Below are 19,259 nucleotides of genomic sequence, written 5' to 3' on the forward strand. Positions count from 1 at the left end.
TGAATCCGTTCAATCCGCGTCATCCCCGTTCCAATGCTTGTATAGATCAATCAAAAAAAGGCCCCTCCCGCCGAAGCGAGAGGGGCCTTCTTATTTGTACTACTTATGGTTTATCCGCGTTCCATGGGTTTTAAAGCGCCTTGAACGACTTGGCCGCGGCGGCGATGGTGTCCTCGAGATCCTTCTGGCTGTGGGCGATGGAGACGAAGGCGGTCTCGAACTGCGAGCAGGCGAGGTAGACCCCGTTCTCCAGCATGGAGCGGAAGTACTTGGCGAAGAGCTTGGTGTCGCAGGCCGAGGCCGAGTCCCAGTCCACCACCGGCTTGCCGGAGAAGAAGGCGCAGAACATGGAGCCGACGCGGGTGGAGTAGATGGGGACCCCGGCGTCCTTGGCGGCCTTGGCGATCCCTTCCGCCACGAACTTGGCCTTCTCCTCGAGGCTTGCATAGAAGCCAGGCTGCTTCAGGAGCTTCAGGGTCTCGATCCCGGCGGTCATGGCGAGCGGGTTACCCGAGAGGGTGCCGGCCTGGTAGATGCCGCCCGCGGGGGAGAGCTGGCTCATGATCTCTTTCTTGCCGCCGAAGGCCCCGACCGGGAGACCGCCGCCGATGATCTTGCCGAGGGTGGTCATGTCCGGGGTGACCCCGTAGACTTCCTGCGCGCCGCCGTAGGCGACCCGGAAGCCGGACATCACCTCGTCGAAGATCAGCACGATCCCTTCCTGGGTGCAGATCTCACGGAGCCCCTCCAGGAATCCGGGGTTGGGGGGAACGGTCCCCATGTTCCCCGCCACCGGCTCGACGATGATGCAGGCGATCGAGTCCGGGTTGGCGGCCACCAGCGCCTTGACGGAAGCGAGGTCGTTGTAGGTGGCGGTCAGGGTGTGGCGGGCCAGGTCGGCGGGAACGCCCGGGGAGTCCGGCACCCCGAAGGTGGCGGCACCCGAGCCGGCCTTCACCAGCAGGGAGTCGGAGTGGCCGTGGTAGCAGCCGGAGAATTTAAGTATATTGTCGCGCCCGGTGTAGCCGCGGGCGAGCCGGATCGCGCTCATGGTCGCCTCGGTCCCGGAGGAGACCATGCGCACCATCTCGATGGAGGGGACCGCCTCGATCACCATCTCGGCCAGGGTCACCTCCAGTTCGGTGGGGGCGCCGAAGGAGGCGCCGTTGTCCACCGCGGCCTTGACGGCGGCCACCACCGGGGCCGGGCAGTGCCCGAGGATCATCGGACCCCAGGAACCGACGTAGTCGATGAAAGAGTTGCCGTCCTCGTCGAAGATGCGGGAGCCGGCGGCCTTCTTGATAAATAAGGGGTCAGAACCGACCGAGCGGAAAGCGCGGACCGGGCTGTTCACCCCACCCGGAATCGACTTGATGGCCTCTTGGAACAGTGCTGCGGAACGGCTGGTTTCCATAAGCGGATTCTCCTAACTGACTGTTAATCATTGCATTATGCCGTGTTTGGTAGCACAGCGGCGGCGGATCTGTCAAGGAATAAAACCCGTACCTCTTCGCACACTTAGGACTAGATCGGTCCGTTTTGCTGGTGTGTCGAAAATGTTACTGAAACTGGAAGATTAGAATTATTTTCTGCTTGACAAAGTAGCGGGAATGAAATAATTTCGGGGCCGGTGTTGTATACAGTATACCTTTGTACCTCCTGATCTCTCATCGACTCTTAATGCCGGAGGAACCGGGAAGGGAAAGAAGCGTGCAGTATACGGCATTTCCGCGTGCGTGCAACAAAAAACATACCTTTGGAAGTACGGGAGGATAGGGATGCTTGGTGCTTATCTGCCAATCTTGGTGCTGGTGATCATAGCGGTCTGCTTCGGTCTGGGGTCGGTGGTCTTTTCTTCGCTGATCGGACAGAAGAAACCGTCGAAGGTGAAGCTCGCACCTTACGAGTGCGGCTGCGAGCCGGTCGGTACCGCTCGCGAGCGCTTCTCGGTCAAGTTCTACCTGATCGCGATGCTCTTCATCCTGTTCGACATCGAGGCCGTCTTCCTCTATCCCTGGGCGGTGCTGTTCAAGAGGCTCGGCATGTTCGGCCTCATCGAGATGGGTGTCTTCATCGTGATCCTCTTCGTGGGTTACGTTTACGTTTGGAAAAAAGGAGCACTGGAATGGGAGTAAATCAGCCGTTGGGCGACAACATCATCACGACTTCCCTGGACAGCCTGGTTAACTGGGCCCGGAAGTCTTCCATCTGGCCGATGACCTTCGGGCTTGCCTGCTGCGCGATCGAGATGATGGCCACCGGCGCCGCCAAGCACGACCTTGACCGCTTCGGCATCATCTTCCGCGCTAGCCCGCGCCAGTCCGACTGCATCATCATCGCCGGCACCGTGACCAAGAAGATGCTCCCGGTCATCCAGACCGTGTACGAGCAGATGCCGGAACCGAAGTGGGTGGTCGCCATGGGCGCCTGCGCCTGCTCGGGCGGCATCTTCGACACCTACTCCGTCGTGCAGGGCATCGACGAGGCGCTCCCGGTCGATGTCTACATCCCGGGGTGCCCGCCGCGCCCGGAGGCGCTTCTCTACGGCCTCATGAAGCTGCAGGACAAGATCGCCAAAGAGAAGAACACCTTCGGTTCCTCCATTGGCCTGGGCGACCGCCTCGAGCCCGCCGCGTAATCTACAACGACCAAAGGGAAAGGTAAGGCTGACATGGCAGAAAATAATCGCGCTGTAGTGAAGCTGAAGGAGCGTTTCGCGGATGCCCTCCTCGAGACCAAGGAGTTCCGCGGCGAGGTGACCGTCACCGTCAAGAAGGAGAAGATCCTCGAGGTTTTGAAGTGCCTCAAGGAGGATCTCAAGTACAACTTCCTGGTCGACGTCACCGCGGTCGACTACCTGGGGCAGGATCCCCGTTTCATGGTGGTCTACCAGCTGACCTCCATCCCCAACAAGGACAAGATCAGGGTCAAGGCCCCGGTGACCGAGGAGGATTGCTCCATCGACTCCGCGACCGCCCTCTGGAACTCCGCCGACTGGCTCGAGCGCGAGGTCTACGACCTCATGGGGGTCAAGTTCGCGAACCACCCGAACCTGGTCCGCATCCTGATGACCGACGACTGGGTCGGGCATCCCCTCCGGAAGGACTACCCGGTACAGGGACCGGACCGCGAGCCGTACAAAGGGCGTCTGTCGTAGTCTAAACCAGGACCATTCCATTCCAAGCATCAGATAGAGGGATCAATGAGCACCGAGATAATGACATTGAATATGGGGCCCCAGCACCCCAGTACCCACGGCGTTTTGCGGCTCGTTGTCGAGCTGGACGGCGAGGTGATTCAGAAGATCACCCCCCACATCGGCTACCTGCACCGGGGGGTCGAGAAGCTCTCCGAGCACCGGACCTACCACCAGACCATCCCGCTCACCGACCGTCTGGACTACCTGGCCCCGATGAGCAACAACCTGGGCTACGTGCTGGCCGTCGAGAAGCTCCTCGGGATCGAGGTCCCGGAGCGCGCCAAGACCGTGCGCATCATCATGAGCGAGCTCACCCGCTTGAAGAGCCACCTGGTCTGGATCGCCTGCCACGCCCTCGACATCGGTGCCATGACCGTGTTCCTCTACGCCTTCCGTGAGCGCGAGAAGGTCATGGAGATCTACGAGAAGATCTCCGGCGCCAGGATGACCTCCAACTACTACCGCGTAGGCGGCCTCTCCCGCGAGCTCTACGACGGCTTCGAGAAGGACGTCAAGGAGATCATCGACACCTTCCCGGGGCACTTCGACACCTACGAGGGGCTCCTCACCAAGAACACCATCTGGCTGCAGAGGACGGTGGGTAACGGCGTGATCAGCGCCGAGGACGCCATCAACTACGGCATCTCCGGCCCGGCCCTGCGTGGCTCCGGGGTCGACTTCGACCTCCGGCGCGACATCCCCTACTCCGGCTACGAAGAGTACGACTTCAAGGTGCCGGTCGGCGAGAACTGCGACACCTTCGACCGTTACAAGTGCCGTCTGGTCGAGATGCGCGAGGCGGTCAAGATCATCGACCAGGCCCTGAAGAAGCTCAAGCCCGGACCGATCCTGGCCGACGCCCCGCAGGTCTGCTACCCGCCGAAGGAGAGCGTGTACAACTCCATCGAGGGGCTGATCCACCACTTCAAGATCGCTTCCGAGGGGTTCCCGGTTCCCGAGGGCGAGGTCTACCAGGGGGTCGAGGCTCCCAAGGGGGAGCTCGGCTACTACGTGGTGTCCGACGGCAGCAACCGTCCCTACCGGATGAGGATCCGTCCGCCTTCATTCGTGAACCTGTCCGCCATCGAGAAGATGGCCAAGGGCTCCATGCTGGCCGACCTGGTCGCCGTCATCGGGACGCTCGACATCGTTCTGGGCGAAATCGACCGCTAACTCAAACGAAACGATAAGGAGAAGGGGTACATGTCTAACGCTCCTGCCGAGGCTGTCAAGGCCGACGAAACGCCGGAAGAAGTAATCGACCTTACCGAAGCCAACAATATCATCGACAAGTACCTTACGCTGCCGGGCAACCTGATGCCGGTACTGCAGGGTATCCAGGACTGGTACGGCTACGTGCCGCGTCCCACCATCGACCTGGTGGCCGAGCGCCTCAACGTGTACCCGAGCCAGATCTACGGCGTGCTCACCTTCTACGCCCAGTTCCACCTGAAGCCGCGCGGCCGCTACATCATCAGGGTCTGCGTCGGTACCGCCTGCCACGTCCAGGGCGCCGAGCGTATCGTGGAGACCTTCTTCGGGCGCCTGGGGATCGGCCACGCCGAGACCACCCCGGACCTCCGCTACACCTTCGAGAAGGTGGCCTGCCTGGGTGCCTGCGGTATGGCCCCCTTGGCGATGGTCAACGACGACACCTTCGGCAAGATGACGGTCCAGAAGGTCGACGAGATCGTGGAGCGGTACAACCAGGCACCGATGAAACCCGAGCAAAAGTAATCTTCCAGGGGACCATTTGTCATGAGCGAAAACGCTGAAGCAGTAAAGATACTTATCTGTCAGGGGACCGGCGGCATCTCGGCCGGCGCCAAGCAGGTCGAGCACGAGTTCGCCAGGCTGATCGCCGAGAAGGGGCTCGTGGCCCAGATCGGCAAGCGCTGCGACGTGGTCAAGACCGGCTGCCGCGGTCTGTGCGCCAACGACGTCCTCGTTGATATCATCACCCCTGAGCTCGGGCGGATCACCTACGATTTCGTCCAGCCCGAGGACGTGGCCGCCATCATCGACGAGCACATCATCAAGCAGGAGGTCATCGCCAAGAAGAAGGCGAAGGACTACTACAACACCTTCGTCGACCAGCAGATGCGCGTGGTCATGACCGGCTGCGGCCAGATCGACCCGGAAAGGCTCGATGCCTACCTCGAGGAAGACGGCTTCAAGGCCATCGAGAAGTGCGTCACCACCATGAAGCCCGCCGAGGTCGTCGACGAGGTGAAGAAGTCCGGACTCCGTGGCCGTGGGGGCGGGGGCTTCCCGACCGGCATGAAATGGTCCTTCTGCGCGGCATCGCCGGGCAACAAGAAATACCTCATCTGCAACGCCGACGAGGGCGACCCGGGCGCCTTCATGGACCGCTCCATCCTCGAAGGTGACCCGTACTGCGTCATCGAGGGTATGATGATCGCGGCCTACGCCATCGGCTGCTACGCCGGTTACGTTTACGTCCGCGCCGAGTACCCGCTGGCCATCGACCGTCTCCAGAAGGCGCTCGACACCTGCTACGAGAAAGGGTACCTCGGCAAGAACATCCAGGGTTGGGGCTTCGACTTCGACCTGAGGATCAAGAAGGGCGCCGGTGCGTTCGTCTGCGGCGAGGAGACCGCCCTCATGGCCTCCATCGAAGGCGAGCGCGGCATGCCCCGTCCCCGTCCGCCGTTCCCGGCGGTCAAGGGCCTCTGGGGCAAGCCGACCAACATCAACAACGTCGAGACCTTCGCCAACGTCCGCCACATCATCAACAAGGGCTCCGACTGGTACGCGTCTTTGGGCACCGAGACCACCAAGGGTACCAAGATCTTCGCGGTCACCGGCAAGGTCAAGCACACCGGTCTGGTCGAGGTTCCGGCCGGTATGACCGTGCGCGACGTTATCTACAAGGTCTGCGGCGGCATCGCCAACAACCGCAAGTTCAAGGCGGTCCAGGCCGGTGGCCCTTCCGGCGGCTGCATCCCGGCCGAGGTGCTCGACACCCCGGTCGATTACGATTCCTTGATCAAGGCGGGCGCCATGATGGGCTCCGGCGGTCTGGTCGTCATGGACGAGACCACCTGCATGGTCGACGTGGCCCGCTTCTTCCTCACCTTCACCAAGATGGAGTCCTGCGGCAAGTGCGTTCCCTGCCGTATCGGCCTGAAAGCCATGCTCGACATCCTGGAGAAGATCACCGAGGGGCGCGGCGAGCCCGAGGACATCGACACCCTCCTGGAGATGGGCGCCACCATCAAGAAGGCGTCCTTGTGCGGTCTCGGTCAGACCGCTCCCAACCCGATCCTTTCCACCGTCAAATACTTCCGCAACGAGTACGAGGCGCACATCAACGACAAGCGTTGCCCCTCCAACTCCTGCAAGGAGCTGCTCCTTTGGCAGGTGGTCCCCGAGAAGTGCGTGAAGTGCGGCGCCTGCCTCCGTGCCTGCCCGTCCAACGCGATCCGTTGGGAGAAGGGCCAGGTGGCCGAGCTGGTCAAGGAGAACTGCACCAAGTGCAAATCCTGCTACGACGCCTGCCGCTTCATGGCGATTGAATAACAAAACATGTTCTAAGTTCTACGTTCTAGGTTCTGGGTTAAAGCCTGTAACTTAGAACGTAGAACGTAGAACCTAGAACTGATTTTTGTGAGGATGAGATGGTAAATCTTACAATCGACGAGAAACAGGTTTCGGTAGGAAAAGACGCTACCATTTATGATGCGGCCAAGGCGGCCGGCATAAAGATACCGATCCTTTGCCATGACAAGAAGCTGCATCCGTTCGGCGGCTGCCGTATGTGCCTGGTAGAGGTTGAGCAGATGAAGGGGAGGCTGATCCCCGCCTGCACCACCCCGGTCACCGAAGGGATGATCGTGCGGACCCTGACCGACGAGATCGTGAAGGCGAGGAAGCTCGTGCTCGAGCTCCTGCTCCTCAAGCACCCGATCGACTGCCCGGTCTGCGACGCCGCCGGCGACTGCGACCTCCAGAACCTCACCTACGAGTACAAGGTCAACACCAACCGCTTCGTGGACGAGAAGTTCAACCACGCCATCGATTACGACAACCCGCTGATCGAGCGCGACATGAACCGCTGCATCCACTGCGGCAAGTGCGCGAGGATCTGCGACGAGATCGTCTCCTACGGCGCCTACACCTTCATCAACCGCGGTATCGAAGCCAAGATGGGTACCGAGTTCGACGGGCCGCTCAACTGCGAGTTCTGCGGCTCCTGCGTATCGGTCTGCCCGGTCGGCGCGCTCAACTCCCGTCCCTTCAAGTTCAAGGCCCGCTGGTGGGCGCTCAACAAGGTCAAGTCGGTCTGCTCCTACTGCGGCACCGGCTGCCAGCTGACCCTGGGGGTCAAGGACAACAAGGTCCTCACCACCGTCTACGACGAGAACCAGGGGTTCCACAACGGCCAGCTCTGCACCCGCGGCCGCTTCGGCTACCAGTTCGTCAACTCCGACCGCCGCCTCACCACCCCGCTCGTCAAGAAGAACGGCCAGCTCGTTGAGGCCACCTGGGAAGAGGCGCTGAAGCTCGTCACCGACAAGCTCGCCGCCGCCAAGTCCGCCCCGGCCTCGGTCGCCGCCCTGACCACCGCGCGTCTCACCAACGAGGAGCTCTTCGTCTTCGGCAAGCTCTTCAAGGAGACCCTCGGCACCGACAACGTCGACCACTCCGCCGGTTACGCCCACGAGGCGCTGACCAAGGGCGCCAAGGCAAGCTTCGGCATCACCGCCTCCCCCTCCGAGATCGCCGACATCCAGAAGGCCGAGCAGCTCCTGGTGGTTAAGTCCGACGCCTACGAGACCCACCCGGTCATCGGCTTCGAGATCAACCTCGGGGTCAAGCGCAAGGGGGTCAAGCTCCAGATCGTCTCCGACAAGAAGGGCAAGCTCGGGAAGCTTCCCGGCGCCAAGACCGCCGTCCATGCCCCCGGCGCCGAAGTGGCCCTCTTCAACGCCCTCTGCGCCTCGGTGATCGAGCAGGGTCTCGCGGTCGACGCCCCCGGCCTGGCCGAGCTCAAGGGCTCCCTCTCCGCCGCCGACCTCCAGGCCACCGGCCTTAGCGCCGAGGAGATCGCGGCCATCGCCAAGGAGTTCGCCACCGCCGAGAAGGCGCTGATCATCCTCCCGATCGGCCAGGGTTACCCGGGCCACGACGCGAACCTTGCCCAGGCGGCCGCCAACCTGGCCATCCTGACCGGCAAGATCGGCAAGGAAGGCGCCGGCCTCCTCATCATGGGCGAGAAGAACAACAGCCAGGGCGCTGCCGACCTCGGGCTCTACCCGCAGAAAGGCGGCCTCACCGCCCAGCAGATCATCGACGGCGCCGCGGCCGGCTCCATCAAGACTCTCTACATCGCCGGCGAGAACCCGGTGGTCAGCTACCCGAACCGCGCCAAGGTCGAGAAGGCGCTCGACGCCGTCGACTTCCTGGTGGTGGCCGACCTCTTCCTGACCGAGACCGCCGCCAAGGCGGACGTGGTGCTGCCGGTGGTCTCCTTCGCCGAGAAGTCCGGCACCTTCACGAGCCTCGGCCGCCGGGTCCAGAACGTACGCCAGGCCATCAAGCCGCTTGGCCTCGCCAAGAGCGACTTCGAGGTGCTCTCCACCCTGAACTCCTCGCTGGGTGGCGCCCGCTACGCCAAGCAGGGGGACGTCTTCGCAGAGATCGCCTCCTCGGTCGCCGGCTACGCCGGGCTCACCCAGGCGAAGCTCACCGACGAAGGGGTGGTGGTTCCGGTCACCGTCTCCGCCAAGCTGACCGCCGTCGCCGCCAAGACCCCGGCCGCCCAGGCAGGGAAGTTCGCCCTGGTCACCGGCTCGGCACTCTACCACAACGGCACCATGAGCCGCTTCGGCGAAGGTCCGATGTACGTCTGCCCGGACGGCTACGCCGAGCTCTCCACCGACGACGCCGCGGCCCTGAAAGTGGCCGAGGGGGACACCGTGAAGCTTACCTCCGCCACCGGCAGCGTGAGCCTCAAGGCCAAGGTCGGCAAAAGGGTGCCCAAGGGTGTGGTCTTCGCCCCCTACCACTTCGGTGAGGCCTCGATCAACAGCATCACCGACGGCGCCGCGGTAACCTACGTAACTGTCGCGAAATAAGTTCCGGCAGGTCCGACCGGTCCGCATAGCCCGACCGGTCCGACCGTCCGACAGAGAACAAGAGCGGATACCCGCTTAGCCTTATACGACTCGTCAATTTCACACAAGAGGGGAAGACTATCAGATGGATACGCTAATCTTAGGACTGCCGGTCGCGTACTACATAGCCATGGTTGCCAAGGTGCTCGTAGCCTTTGTCTTTGTGCTCCTGACCGTAGCATACGCAACCTACGCGGAGAGAAAGATCATCGGTCACATGCAGGTGCGCCTGGGTCCCATGAGGACCGGCTGGCACGGCCTGCTGCAGCCGATCGCCGACGGCGTGAAGCTGTTCTTCAAGGAAGAGATCGTTCCGAGCCAGGCATCCAAGTTCGCCTTCCTGATCGCTCCGCTGGTGGCCCTCATCCCGGCCTTCATCTCCTTCGCGGTCATCCCCTTCGGTGACACGGTTTCCATCGGCGGCTACAAAGTGCCGCTGCAGATCGCCGCTTACTACGACCAGGCCGGTTCCCAGGTCTTCGACATCAACGTCGGCGTCCTCTACATCCTGGCCATGGCGAGCTTGGGCGTCTACGGGATCGTCCTGGCGGGTTGGTCCTCCAACTCGAAGTACTCGCTCCTCGGCGGGCTCCGCTCCGCGGCCCAGATGGTCTCCTACGAGCTGGCCGCCGGCCTCTCCATCATCTCGGTCTTCATGCTCTCCGAGAGCCTGTCGCTGCAGAAGATCGTGGCCGACCAGGCGGGCGGCGGCTGGTACGCCTTCAAGCAGCCCCTGGCCTTCGTGATCTTCTTCATCTGCTCGCTGGCCGAGATCAACAGGACCCCGTTCGACCTTCCCGAGGCCGAGACCGAGCTGGTCTCCGGTTTCTGCACCGAGTACTCCTCCATGAAGTACGCGATGTTCTTCATGGCTGAATACGCCAACATGGTCACCGTCTGCGCCGTCACCGTCACCCTCTTCCTGGGCGGCTGGCACGGCCCGGTGCTGCCGGGGTGGCTCTGGTTCATCATCAAGGTGTACTTCCTGATCTTCGTCTGCATGTGGATCAGGGCGACCTACCCGCGCTACCGTTACGACCAGCTGATGCGTCTGGGCTGGAAAGTCTTCCTGCCGCTCACCCTGGTGAACGTGGTCGTGACCGGCATCGTGGTCATGGCTCTGGGCAAGTAGTTCCGATCTAGCAACGAATTCTTAGGCGAGGTGCCGAAAATGATAATGCCGCTGATTAACGGTCTGAAGATCACTCTGAAACACATGTTTTCCAAGCCGGTTACCCTTCAGTACCCGACTGAGCGTCCCGACGTCGCTCCCGGCTTCCGCGGTCTGCACGCCCTGAACGTCTCCCACGATCGGGCCAAGTGCGTGGCCTGCTACCTCTGCCCCACTGTCTGCCCGGCCAAGTGCATCACGGTCGAGGCTGGTGAAGACGCGAACCACGACAAGTACGCCGCCGTCTACGAAATCGACATGCTCCGCTGCATCTTCTGCGGCTACTGCGTGGAGGCCTGCCCGGTCGATGCCATCCGCATGACCCAGACCTTCGAGCTCGCCAACTACAAGCGTGCCGACTTCACCTTCAACAAAGAGCGACTCTTAGAAAAGAAATAAAGGAGCAGCAATGGAATCGATCTTCTTTATCGTGGTGGCCGCGGTGGCCGTGATCTCCAGCCTGCTGGTGATCACCTGCAAAAACCCGATCAACAGCGCCCTGTCGCTGGTGATGACCTTCTTCTGCCTGGCGACCTTCTACGTAATGCTGGACGCCCCTTTCATGGCTGTCACCCAGGTGATCGTGTACGCGGGCGCCATCATGGTTCTCATCATCTTCGTGATCATGCTGCTGAACATCAGGACCGAGACCGCCAAGAGGAGCTCCCACGCGGTGTTCGCCGGCTCGGCCCTGGGGATCTTCGTCCTCTTCCAGACCTGCCTGTTCCTGATGCGGGGCGGGATGACCGGTGCTCCGGGGGGGCTTGACCACGCCGCCATCGTGAAGGCCGGCCACGTGGAGCTGATCGGTAAGGCTCTCTTCACCGACTTCCTGCTCCCGTTCGAGATCACCTCGATCCTGCTGCTGGCCGCCATCGTCGGCGCGGTGATCCTGGCCAAGAAGAAAATCTAACGCTTTAGCGAGCGATACAGGGGTGATGAAATGCTAGCTCTGAACAACTACCTTATAGTTTCGGCCATCCTCTTCTCCATCGGCTGCATCGGTGTCCTGACCAAGAGGAACGCCATCGTGATCTTCATGTGCGTCGAGATGATGCTGAACGCGGTCAACCTCTCCTTCATCGCGTTCTCCCGCTACCTCGGGAACCTCGACGGCCAGATCTTCGTCTTCTTCGTCATGACCGTGGCCGCCGCCGAGGCAGCCGTCGGCCTGGCGCTGATGATCGCCTTCTACAAGAACCGCGAGTCCATCGACGTCGAGGACATCAACGTGATGAAGCTGTAGAAAGGCAAACAAGTTCTACGATCTATGTTCTAGGTTCTATGTTGAAAACCAAGAACAGACGTAGAGCGCCCGCCAGCGGGAGGAGTACGAGTCCGCAGGCATCACAACCTAGAACCTAGAACTTAGAACATAGAACTAAGCTTTTAAAGGAGTCCGGAATGTTTGAATACGTATGGTTGATTCCACTTTTCCCACTCATCGGGGTGGTCATCAACGGCCTATTCGGCAAGAAGATTAAGAATGAAGCCGTCATCGGTGGGATCGCGACCCTGGCTGTCGCCGGCTCCTTCGTGGTCGCCTGCGGGATTCTGTTCCAGCTCCTGAGCCTTCCGGGCGAGGAGAGGCACTTCGTGAAGCAGGTCTTCACCTGGATCCAGTGCGGCCCCTTCAAGGCCGACGTGGCCTTCCTCATCGACCCGCTCTCCGCTCTCATGCTGATGGTGGTCACCGGGGTAGGCTCCCTGATCCACCTCTACTCCATCGGCTACATGCACGGCGAGGAAGGGTTCTACCGGTACTTCACCTACCTGAACCTCTTCACCTTCTCCATGCTGCTCCTGGTCTCCGGCGCCAACCTGCTCCTCATGTTCGTCGGGTGGGAAGGGGTGGGCCTCTGCTCCTACCTCCTCATCGGCTACTACTTCCACAAGAAGTCGGCCGGCGACGCCGGTAAGAAGGCCTTCGTGATGAACAGGGTCGGCGACTTCGGGTTCCTGCTCGGTCTCTTCCTCCTCTTCTACTACATGGGCGCCACCCACAACGTCTGGACCGTCGACTTCACCGAGCTTGCCAAGCACGCTGACCTGATCCCGGTCGGCGGGGTGACCACCGCGATCTGCCTCTGCTTCTTCCTGGGCGCCACCGGTAAGTCCGCCCAGATCCCGCTCTACACCTGGCTCCCGGACGCGATGGAAGGCCCGACCCCGGTTTCCGCCCTCATCCACGCGGCCACCATGGTCACCGCGGGCGTCTACATGATCACCCGCATGAACTTCGTCTACATCAAGAGCCCGACCGCCCTGCTGGTGGTGGCCTGCGTCGGTGCCGCTACCGCCCTCTTCGCCGCCACCATCGGCACCGCCCAGAACGACATCAAGCGCGTCCTCGCCTACTCCACCGTCTCCCAGTTGGGCTACATGTTCCTGGCCCTGGGCGTCGGGGCCTTCGGCGCCGGCGTGTTCCACCTGATGACCCACGCCTTCTTCAAAGCCTGCCTGTTCCTCGGTTCCGGCTCCGTCATCCACGCGATGCACCACGCTCTCCACGCCGAGCACAGCCACGCCGACCCGCAGGACATGAGGAACATGGGCGGCCTCAGAAAGAAGATGCCGATCACCTTCGCCACCTTCCTGATCGCCACCATCGCCATCGCCGGTGTCCCGGGCTTCGCGGGCTTCTTCTCCAAGGACGAGATCCTCTGGCAGGCCTACGCCAACCCCTTCCACGGACCGCTTAACATCGTCCTCTGGGGTGTGGGCGCCTGCGCCGCCGGCCTGACCGCCTTCTACATGTTCCGCCTGGTCTTCATGACCTTCTTCGGCGAGACCCGTCTCTCCGAGAAAGCCTGGCATCACCTGCACGAGTCCCCGATCACCATCACCCTGCCGCTGATGGTGCTGGCCGCCCTTTCCTTCCTCGGCGGTTACATCGGGATTCCCAAGGTCATCGGCGAGCTGTTCGGCGGGCTCCCCAACGTGTACGAGCACTACATGGAGCCGGTGCTGGCCTACTCCACCGAATACATGCATCAGCAGGGGCTGCACGGCCTGCACAGCGAGGCCGCCGAGTGGGGCCTGATGGGTCTCTCGGTGCTGATCGCCTTCTGCGGCATCGGTGTGGCTGCCGGCCTCTATATCATCCGCCCGAGCATCCCGGCCGCCTTCACCAACGCCTTCCCGGCCCTCCACCGTGCGGTGTACAACAAGTGGTACGTGGACGAGATCTACGACTTCCTCTTCGTCAACCCCTGCAAAGCGCTCGGCCAGTTCCTCTGGAAAGGGTTCGACGTGGTGGTGGTCGACGGTATCGTCAACGGTGTGGCAGCCGTGGTCCGCGGCTTCAGCGGCATCCTGCGCCACGTGCAGACCGGCTTCGTCCACAACTACGCCTACTCCATGGTGCTCGGCGTGGTGGTGATCGTCGCCTGCTACCTCTTCCGCTAAAGACTCATACCCGCCGAGGCCGATCTGGCGGAGGCGGGTATTAGAACCATTTTGACCTTTCGTTAAAGGAGCAGAGTAAATGAGCCAGCTACCGTTACTGAGCATACTAACCTTCTTACCGCTGATCGGGGCGATCCTTCTCCTCTTCATGCCCAAGAACTCCCACGGCGCTATCCGTGGCCTGGCCCTGGCGGTCTCGGCGGTAACGTTCGTCGCTTCGATCCCGCTCATCACCGGGTTCAATCCGACGGGCGGCTTCCAGTTCGTCGAGAACGTGCCCTGGATCGCGGCTGGCCCCTTCCAGATGAGCTACCACCTCGGGATGGACGGCATCAGCCTCTGGCTCATCATTCTGACCACCTTCATCATGCCGATCGCCATCCTCTCCACCTGGACCGCGGTCGAAGAGAAGGTCAAAGAGTACATGATCTGCCTGCTGCTCCTCGAGGTCGGCATGATCGGCTCCTTCGTGGCCCTGGACCTCTTCCTCTTCTACATCTACTGGGAGGTCATGCTGATCCCGATGTACTTCATCATCGGTATCTGGGGCGGCAAGAACAGGATCTACGCGGCAGTCAAGTTCTTCATCTACACCATGGTCGGTTCGCTCCTCATGCTGGTCGCTTTGATCGCCCTCTACTTCAAGGCCGGGGCCGGCGACTTCAACATCATGCGCTTCTACGAGCTGAACCTTGATCCGGTCACCCAGACCTGGATGTTCCTGGCCTTCGCACTGGCCTTCGCCATCAAGGTCCCGATGTTCCCGCTGCACACCTGGTTGCCGGATGCCCATACCGAGGCGCCGACCGCCGGTTCCGTCATCCTGGCCGCCGTCCTCCTGAAGATGGGTACCTACGGTTACGTCCGTTTCGCCATGCCGCTCTTCCCGGATGCCCAGGCCAAGTTCATGCCGCTCATCGCCACCCTCTCCGTGATCGGCATCATCTACGCCTCGCTGGTCGCCATGGTTCAGCAGGACGTCAAGAAACTGGTCGCCTACTCCTCGGTGGCCCACTTAGGCTTCGTCATGCTCGGCATCTTCGCCCTCAACCAGCAGGGTGTGGCCGGCGGCATGCTGCAGATGCTCAACCACGGTGTCTCCACCGGCGCACTGTTCCTTATCGTCGGGTTCATTTACGAGCGCCGTCACACTCGTATGATCTCCGACTTCGGCGGCCTCGCCAAGCAGATGCCGGTTTTCGCCACCATCTTCATGATCGTGACCTTCTCCTCCATTGGTCTTCCGGGCACCAACGGCTTCGTCGGCGAGTTCCTGGTCATGCTGGGCGCCTTCGAAAGCGCCATGCGCCCCTGGGCCATTGTCGCCTCCACCGGCGTGATCCTCTCCGCCGTCTACATGCTCTGGATGTTCCAGCGGGTCATGTTCGGCGAGCTCAGCAATCCGAAGAACCAGACCCTGAAAGACTTGAACGCCCGCGAAGTCGCCATCATGATTCCGCTGGTGGTCCTGATCTTCGTGATGGGTGTGTACCCGCGTCCCTTCCTCGACACCATGGCTCCTTCCATCGACAAGATGATCGCCCAGTCGAAGAAGCACCAGGCGGTGGCCATGAACGTCCCCGCCGGCATGATCAACCCGCACGCCGGCATCCCGGGGGCTCCGCCGATCGCCATGCCGGCCCCGGCTGGCGAAGCCGCTCCGGCCGCCCCGGCTGCTCCTACCGCAGCCAACCCGCATGCCGGCATCCCGGGAGCACCGCCGATCGAAGCTCCGGCCGCTGCCCCCGAACACAAATAGGATACAGACCGCTGAGAAACAGCTGACGGAGGATTATAGATGGAAACAATTGCAATGCCAGCCATTAACCTAGCAGCGATCATGCCTGAGGTCATCCTCTCGGTAGTCGCCATGGTGCTGCTGCTCGTCAACGTCTTCGTTCCGAGCGAAAACAAGGGGTACCTCGCGTACCTGAGCATCATCGGCCTCGCGATCACCGCTGCCAGCACCGTGAGCGGCTGGGGCGCACCGCAGATAGGTTTCGGCGGCGCCGTCATGGAAGACAACTTCGCGATCTTCTTCAAGGTGGTTCTGCTCTTCTCGGCGGGTCTGGCAATCCTGATCTCCGACCGGTACATGAGCCAGGAAGGGTGCAACTCCGGCGAGTTCTATCCCCTGGTCCTCTTCGCCACCGTCGGCATGATGTTCATGGCCTCCGGGACCGACATGATGGTCATCTTCCTGGGGCTCGAGCTGCTCTCCATCTGCCTGTACGTCCTGGCCGGTTACAACCGTGACAGCGTCAAGTCCAACGAGGCGGGTCTCAAGTACTTCCTCCTGGGTGCCTTCTCCACCGGCTTCCTGCTCTACGGGATGTGCCTGACCTACGGCGCCACCGGGACCACCAAGCTGGCCGGGATCGCCACCTACGCCATCCAGAACCAGGCCGTGACCAGCAACCCGCTCTTCGTCGTCGGCATGCTGCTGATCGCCGTCGGTTTCAGCTTCAAGGTTGCCGCCGCACCGTTCCACATGTGGACCCCGGACGTCTACCAGGGCGCACCGACCCCGGTTACCGCCTTCATGTCGGCAGGCCCCAAGGCCGCCGCCTTCGCCGCCTTCCTGAGGACCATGATCTTCGCCTTCCCGATGCTGAAAGGGAACTGGACCGAGCTCCTCTGGGTGCTGGCCGTACTGACCATGACCGTCGGTAACGTGATCGCCCTCTCCCAGGACAACGTCAAAAGGATGCTGGCTTACTCCTCCATCGCCCACGCCGGGTACGCCCTGGTGGGCTTCACCGCCTGCAACGCCGAAGGCGCCGCCGGCATCCTCTTCTACATGCTCTCCTACGCCTTCATGAACATCGGCGCCTTCGCAGTGGTGGTGCTGATCGGCAAGAAAGGCGAGAAGAACGGCAACGTCCAGGATCTGGCCGGGCTTGGCTTCAAGCGTCCGCTGCTGGCCGTTCTCTTGAGCGTCTTCCTCTTCAGCCTCGCCGGCATTCCGCCGACGGCCGGCTTCATCGGGAAGTTCTACCTCTTCTCCGCCGCCATCAAGAGCGGTTACGTCGGGCTCGCCATCATCGGCGTGCTGAACTCCGCCGCCTCCGTGTACTACTACCTCCGCGTGATGGTGTACATGTACTTCAAAGAGCCGCAGGAAGACTACGAGTGGGCCGGCATGACCCCCGCCGTGGCCCTCTGCCTGGTGATCACCGTCGTCAGCACCCTGGTGCTCGGCGTGGTCCCCGGCACCGTCCTCGAGCTCGCCCAGAAAGCCGTCCAGTTCTAAGGCCGGCGACATAAACGCAAAAAGAGCCCACCGGCCTCCGTCGGTGGGCTCTTTTATTTCCAGGCCCAATCCCTCTCCCTCCGAGAGCAGACCATCTCGTTCCGAGATCCATCTCCCTCCGACCATAATCCATCCCCCCCTCAAGGGGGAAAAACGAAATACCCTCGCCCCTTCAGGGGAGAGGGTGCCCGAAGGGCGGGTGAGGGCGCTTTTCGAAGCCAATCAGCCCCCCACCCGGACCATCCTGCACCATTCCGACACCAATTCGTAGGGTGGGCAGCCCCCTGCCCACCATTGCCCCGGTAGGCCCTCGACTGGAGGCAGCAACGATCGTGACGATCGCCGCTATCACCAATGTGAATTGAATATACCCTCGCCCCTTCAGGGGAGAGGGTGCCCGAAGGGCGGGTGAGGGCGCTTTTCGAAGCCAATCGGCCCCCCATCCAGACCATCCTGCACCGTATTCGTATGGCGGGCAGCCCTTCCACCAATACCCCAGAAGGCCCTCGCCAGGAGGCCCCTACGATCGAGATGATGGCAGCTATCATCAAAGCCATGGCAGCTACGATCGTAACGATTGTAGCCATAGTCCCGCCCCCCGTAGCTATCATCACGCCTCCCGTAGCTGTCATCGCGACCGCCGTAGCTGTCATCGTAAACCCCGTAGCTATCATCGCGACCGACGGAGCTAAAATCGCGCCCGACGGAGCTGTCATCGCCTCGGTTGCAGCTGCCTTCAAATACGGATGCAGCTGCGATACAACCCAATTCACCTACGGGCGTAAAGAATTGCAGCTGCTTTAGTGCCCGACGAAGCTATCATCAGGAAAACTGGAGCTAGGAAATTGATAAATACAGTTAGGACTTTGAATTACTGCGGCCGTGGTTGAAACGAAGGTCGCTTTTATCGAAAAAAATGCAGCTACGATAGTGGCCATTCGTAGCTACCACCAAAACGATTGCAGCACCGATTTTTTTGGACATAGCTACCACCGAAACGAATGCAGCTACCATTTTTATGAACGGAGCTACCACCGAAACGATTGCAGCTACAAGTTTTATGAACGTAGCTACCACCAAAAGGATTGCAGCTATCAATTTTGATGAACGTAGCTATCACCGAAACGACTGCAGCTACCCATATCGATGAACGTAGCTATCCTCGATACGTTTGCAGCGAAGACCGTGACAAAGGTAGCGATCATCAAGACCACCGCAGCGACGATCATGACGAAGGTGGCTATCATCGAGATGATTGCGGTGACGGTCATGACGAGCGTCCCTACCTTTGCCACGATTACAGCTACGATAGTAACGACCGTAGCAACGGTCGAGACGAATGCAGCTGCCTCCACGGTGACGGCAGTAATGGAAGGACGGATCGGAGGTGTTATGGGGGATTTTTGCGGTCAAAGTTGGATTCTCGACTGACAATGGAGGGGAGATGGAGCTAGGAGTCAAACGGGTAAGAGCCCCCGGGAGCTGGCTGTTTCCGCCGCTCCCGGGGCAACGACAACCCACCGTGTACCCTGCCGAAAATGACGATAGTGGCGGCCAGTACCTACATCTAAATCCGCCATAAGAAGGTGTGAGCCCGATGCTCACTGGTGGGTGACCATGCAAAAAAACGAACTTACTCTGTAGTCTGAACCACAGCCGTTTTCCTCTTGTTAGCACTCCTCACACTGAATCCCGTTGCCAGGACCTCAAGGATGTTCTCCTCGTTGGCCACCGACTGAATGTAGTGGGCGACCTTCTTGAACATCTCAGTGACCTCTTTCCGAGCCTCCTTGCGTTTCTTGATCAGGAGTCGGTCGTAGTTTACGGCAGCCTCGTAGCAAGCCTTGTACTTTGCAACGGCCGCCCGCAGCTCCTCCAGCGTGGGGAAACCGCTAGGAGGATTGCGGTAAAGAGCAAGGATTTCCAAACCTGCGAGGTACCGCTGCGCATTCCGCTGAAGTCGGCCACCCAATCCGACGGAAGTCGGCCGGGTGTTCCGATTGAAGTCGGCCACCCCCTGAGGGGTGCGCCGCTGGGTGTTGGTTACTGTCTCACATGGTTTCGCACGGGTCAATCTTCGATCGCAAC

General features: G+C 61.1%; 18 protein-coding genes. 16 read left to right on the forward strand and 2 right to left on the reverse strand.

Annotated features, from left to right (window positions below):
- Positions 1 to 130: 130 nt before the first annotated feature.
- On the reverse strand, positions 131 to 1,414 hold the full coding sequence (gene hemL / locus ACYVL5_RS03115; protein ID WP_460594091.1) for a glutamate-1-semialdehyde 2,1-aminomutase: 1,284 nt from the start codon (positions 1,412 to 1,414) through the stop codon (positions 131 to 133).
- A 364-nt stretch (positions 1,415 to 1,778) separates the two neighbouring features.
- Between hemL and ACYVL5_RS03120 the strand changes: the two genes are divergently transcribed.
- The 16 genes from ACYVL5_RS03120 to ACYVL5_RS03195 all read left to right on the forward strand — a co-directional run bounded on the left by ACYVL5_RS03120 (position 1,779) and on the right by ACYVL5_RS03195 (position 18,602).
- Entirely contained in the window at positions 1,779 to 2,135 is a 357-nt protein-coding gene (locus ACYVL5_RS03120; protein ID WP_460594092.1) for an NADH-quinone oxidoreductase subunit A, read from the forward strand.
- Positions 2,126 to 2,638: an NADH-quinone oxidoreductase subunit B gene (locus ACYVL5_RS03125; protein WP_460594093.1), complete on the forward strand. Its 513-nt coding sequence runs from the start codon at positions 2,126 to 2,128 to the stop codon at positions 2,636 to 2,638. Before ACYVL5_RS03120 ends, ACYVL5_RS03125 begins: the two co-directional genes overlap by 10 nt.
- A 33-nt stretch (positions 2,639 to 2,671) precedes the next feature.
- Complete coding sequence (locus ACYVL5_RS03130; protein WP_460594094.1) at positions 2,672 to 3,157, forward strand: NADH-quinone oxidoreductase subunit C; 486 nt, start codon at positions 2,672 to 2,674, stop codon at positions 3,155 to 3,157.
- 45 nt (positions 3,158 to 3,202) lie between these two features.
- Entirely contained in the window at positions 3,203 to 4,372 is a 1,170-nt protein-coding gene (nuoD, locus tag ACYVL5_RS03135; RefSeq protein ID WP_460594095.1) for an NADH-quinone oxidoreductase subunit D, read from the forward strand.
- A gap of 30 nt (positions 4,373 to 4,402) precedes the next feature.
- On the forward strand, positions 4,403 to 4,936 hold the full coding sequence (locus tag ACYVL5_RS03140) for an NADH-quinone oxidoreductase subunit NuoE family protein (protein ID WP_460594096.1): 534 nt from the start codon (positions 4,403 to 4,405) through the stop codon (positions 4,934 to 4,936).
- Positions 4,937 to 4,957: 21 nt separating this feature from the next.
- Positions 4,958 to 6,742 (forward strand): NADH-quinone oxidoreductase subunit NuoF, encoded by a 1,785-nt coding sequence (gene nuoF, locus ACYVL5_RS03145; protein WP_460594097.1) that lies wholly within the window; start codon positions 4,958 to 4,960, stop codon positions 6,740 to 6,742.
- Positions 6,743 to 6,840: 98 nt separating this feature from the next.
- Positions 6,841 to 9,300 carry a molybdopterin-dependent oxidoreductase gene (locus ACYVL5_RS03150; RefSeq protein WP_460594098.1) on the forward strand — a complete coding sequence of 820 codons (2,460 nt, stop codon included), beginning with the start codon at positions 6,841 to 6,843 and terminating at the stop codon, positions 9,298 to 9,300.
- A gap of 124 nt (positions 9,301 to 9,424) precedes the next feature.
- Entirely contained in the window at positions 9,425 to 10,471 is a 1,047-nt protein-coding gene (nuoH, locus tag ACYVL5_RS03155; protein WP_460594099.1) for a complex I subunit 1/NuoH family protein, read from the forward strand.
- A gap of 39 nt (positions 10,472 to 10,510) precedes the next feature.
- Entirely contained in the window at positions 10,511 to 10,909 is a 399-nt protein-coding gene (nuoI, locus tag ACYVL5_RS03160; RefSeq protein ID WP_460594100.1) for a NuoI/complex I 23 kDa subunit family protein, read from the forward strand.
- Between the two features lie 10 nt (positions 10,910 to 10,919).
- On the forward strand, positions 10,920 to 11,423 hold the full coding sequence (locus ACYVL5_RS03165; protein ID WP_460594101.1) for an NADH-quinone oxidoreductase subunit J: 504 nt from the start codon (positions 10,920 to 10,922) through the stop codon (positions 11,421 to 11,423).
- Positions 11,424 to 11,453: 30 nt separating this feature from the next.
- Positions 11,454 to 11,756 carry an NADH-quinone/ubiquinone oxidoreductase subunit 4L family protein gene (gene nuoK, locus ACYVL5_RS03170; RefSeq protein WP_460594102.1) on the forward strand — a complete coding sequence of 101 codons (303 nt, stop codon included), beginning with the start codon at positions 11,454 to 11,456 and terminating at the stop codon, positions 11,754 to 11,756.
- A gap of 158 nt (positions 11,757 to 11,914) precedes the next feature.
- Positions 11,915 to 13,918, forward strand: a complete 2,004-nt coding sequence (gene nuoL, locus ACYVL5_RS03175) for an NADH-quinone oxidoreductase subunit L (protein WP_460594103.1) — start codon at positions 11,915 to 11,917, stop codon at positions 13,916 to 13,918.
- A gap of 79 nt (positions 13,919 to 13,997) precedes the next feature.
- Positions 13,998 to 15,677: a complex I subunit 4 family protein gene (locus tag ACYVL5_RS03180; protein WP_460594104.1), complete on the forward strand. Its 1,680-nt coding sequence runs from the start codon at positions 13,998 to 14,000 to the stop codon at positions 15,675 to 15,677.
- Positions 15,678 to 15,716: 39 nt separating this feature from the next.
- On the forward strand, positions 15,717 to 17,171 hold the full coding sequence (locus ACYVL5_RS03185; protein ID WP_460594105.1) for an NADH-quinone oxidoreductase subunit N: 1,455 nt from the start codon (positions 15,717 to 15,719) through the stop codon (positions 17,169 to 17,171).
- Positions 17,172 to 17,702: 531 nt separating this feature from the next.
- Positions 17,703 to 17,975, forward strand: coding sequence for a hypothetical protein (locus ACYVL5_RS03190; protein ID WP_460594106.1), 273 nt, complete (start codon positions 17,703 to 17,705; stop codon positions 17,973 to 17,975).
- Between the two features lie 342 nt (positions 17,976 to 18,317).
- Complete coding sequence (locus ACYVL5_RS03195) at positions 18,318 to 18,602, forward strand: hypothetical protein (RefSeq protein ID WP_460594107.1); 285 nt, start codon at positions 18,318 to 18,320, stop codon at positions 18,600 to 18,602.
- 202 nt (positions 18,603 to 18,804) lie between these two features.
- On the opposite strand, the gene ACYVL5_RS03200 is transcribed toward ACYVL5_RS03195, so the two are convergent.
- On the reverse strand, positions 18,805 to 19,259 hold a 455-nt coding region (locus ACYVL5_RS03200), incomplete at its 5' end, for a hypothetical protein (RefSeq protein ID WP_460594108.1).

The organism is Geomonas sp. Red276 (assembly GCF_054784495.1).

Bases quoted from the DNA above. Each gene is read 5' to 3' on its own strand.
- nuoI (WP_460594100.1), top strand. From the start codon at position 10,511: ATGATAATGCCGCTGATTAACGGTCTGAAGATCACTCTGAAACACATG.
- ACYVL5_RS03150 (WP_460594098.1), top strand. From the start codon at position 6,841: ATGGTAAATCTTACAATCGACGAGAAACAGGTTTCGGTAGGAAAAGAC.
- ACYVL5_RS03140 (WP_460594096.1), top strand. From the start codon at position 4,403: ATGTCTAACGCTCCTGCCGAGGCTGTCAAGGCCGACGAAACGCCGGAA.
- ACYVL5_RS03180 (WP_460594104.1), top strand. From the start codon at position 13,998: ATGAGCCAGCTACCGTTACTGAGCATACTAACCTTCTTACCGCTGATC.
- ACYVL5_RS03185 (WP_460594105.1), top strand. From the start codon at position 15,717: ATGGAAACAATTGCAATGCCAGCCATTAACCTAGCAGCGATCATGCCT.
- ACYVL5_RS03165 (WP_460594101.1), top strand. From the start codon at position 10,920: ATGGAATCGATCTTCTTTATCGTGGTGGCCGCGGTGGCCGTGATCTCC.
- ACYVL5_RS03195 (WP_460594107.1), top strand. From the start codon at position 18,318: ATGAACGTAGCTATCCTCGATACGTTTGCAGCGAAGACCGTGACAAAG.
- ACYVL5_RS03120 (WP_460594092.1), top strand. From the start codon at position 1,779: ATGCTTGGTGCTTATCTGCCAATCTTGGTGCTGGTGATCATAGCGGTC.
- ACYVL5_RS03125 (WP_460594093.1), top strand. From the start codon at position 2,126: ATGGGAGTAAATCAGCCGTTGGGCGACAACATCATCACGACTTCCCTG.
- nuoL (WP_460594103.1), top strand. From the start codon at position 11,915: ATGTTTGAATACGTATGGTTGATTCCACTTTTCCCACTCATCGGGGTG.
- ACYVL5_RS03190 (WP_460594106.1), top strand. From the start codon at position 17,703: ATGATGGCAGCTATCATCAAAGCCATGGCAGCTACGATCGTAACGATT.
- hemL (WP_460594091.1), bottom strand. From the start codon at position 1,414: ATGGAAACCAGCCGTTCCGCAGCACTGTTCCAAGAGGCCATCAAGTCG.
- nuoF (WP_460594097.1), top strand. From the start codon at position 4,958: ATGAGCGAAAACGCTGAAGCAGTAAAGATACTTATCTGTCAGGGGACC.
- nuoD (WP_460594095.1), top strand. From the start codon at position 3,203: ATGAGCACCGAGATAATGACATTGAATATGGGGCCCCAGCACCCCAGT.
- nuoK (WP_460594102.1), top strand. From the start codon at position 11,454: ATGCTAGCTCTGAACAACTACCTTATAGTTTCGGCCATCCTCTTCTCC.
- nuoH (WP_460594099.1), top strand. From the start codon at position 9,425: ATGGATACGCTAATCTTAGGACTGCCGGTCGCGTACTACATAGCCATG.
- ACYVL5_RS03130 (WP_460594094.1), top strand. From the start codon at position 2,672: ATGGCAGAAAATAATCGCGCTGTAGTGAAGCTGAAGGAGCGTTTCGCG.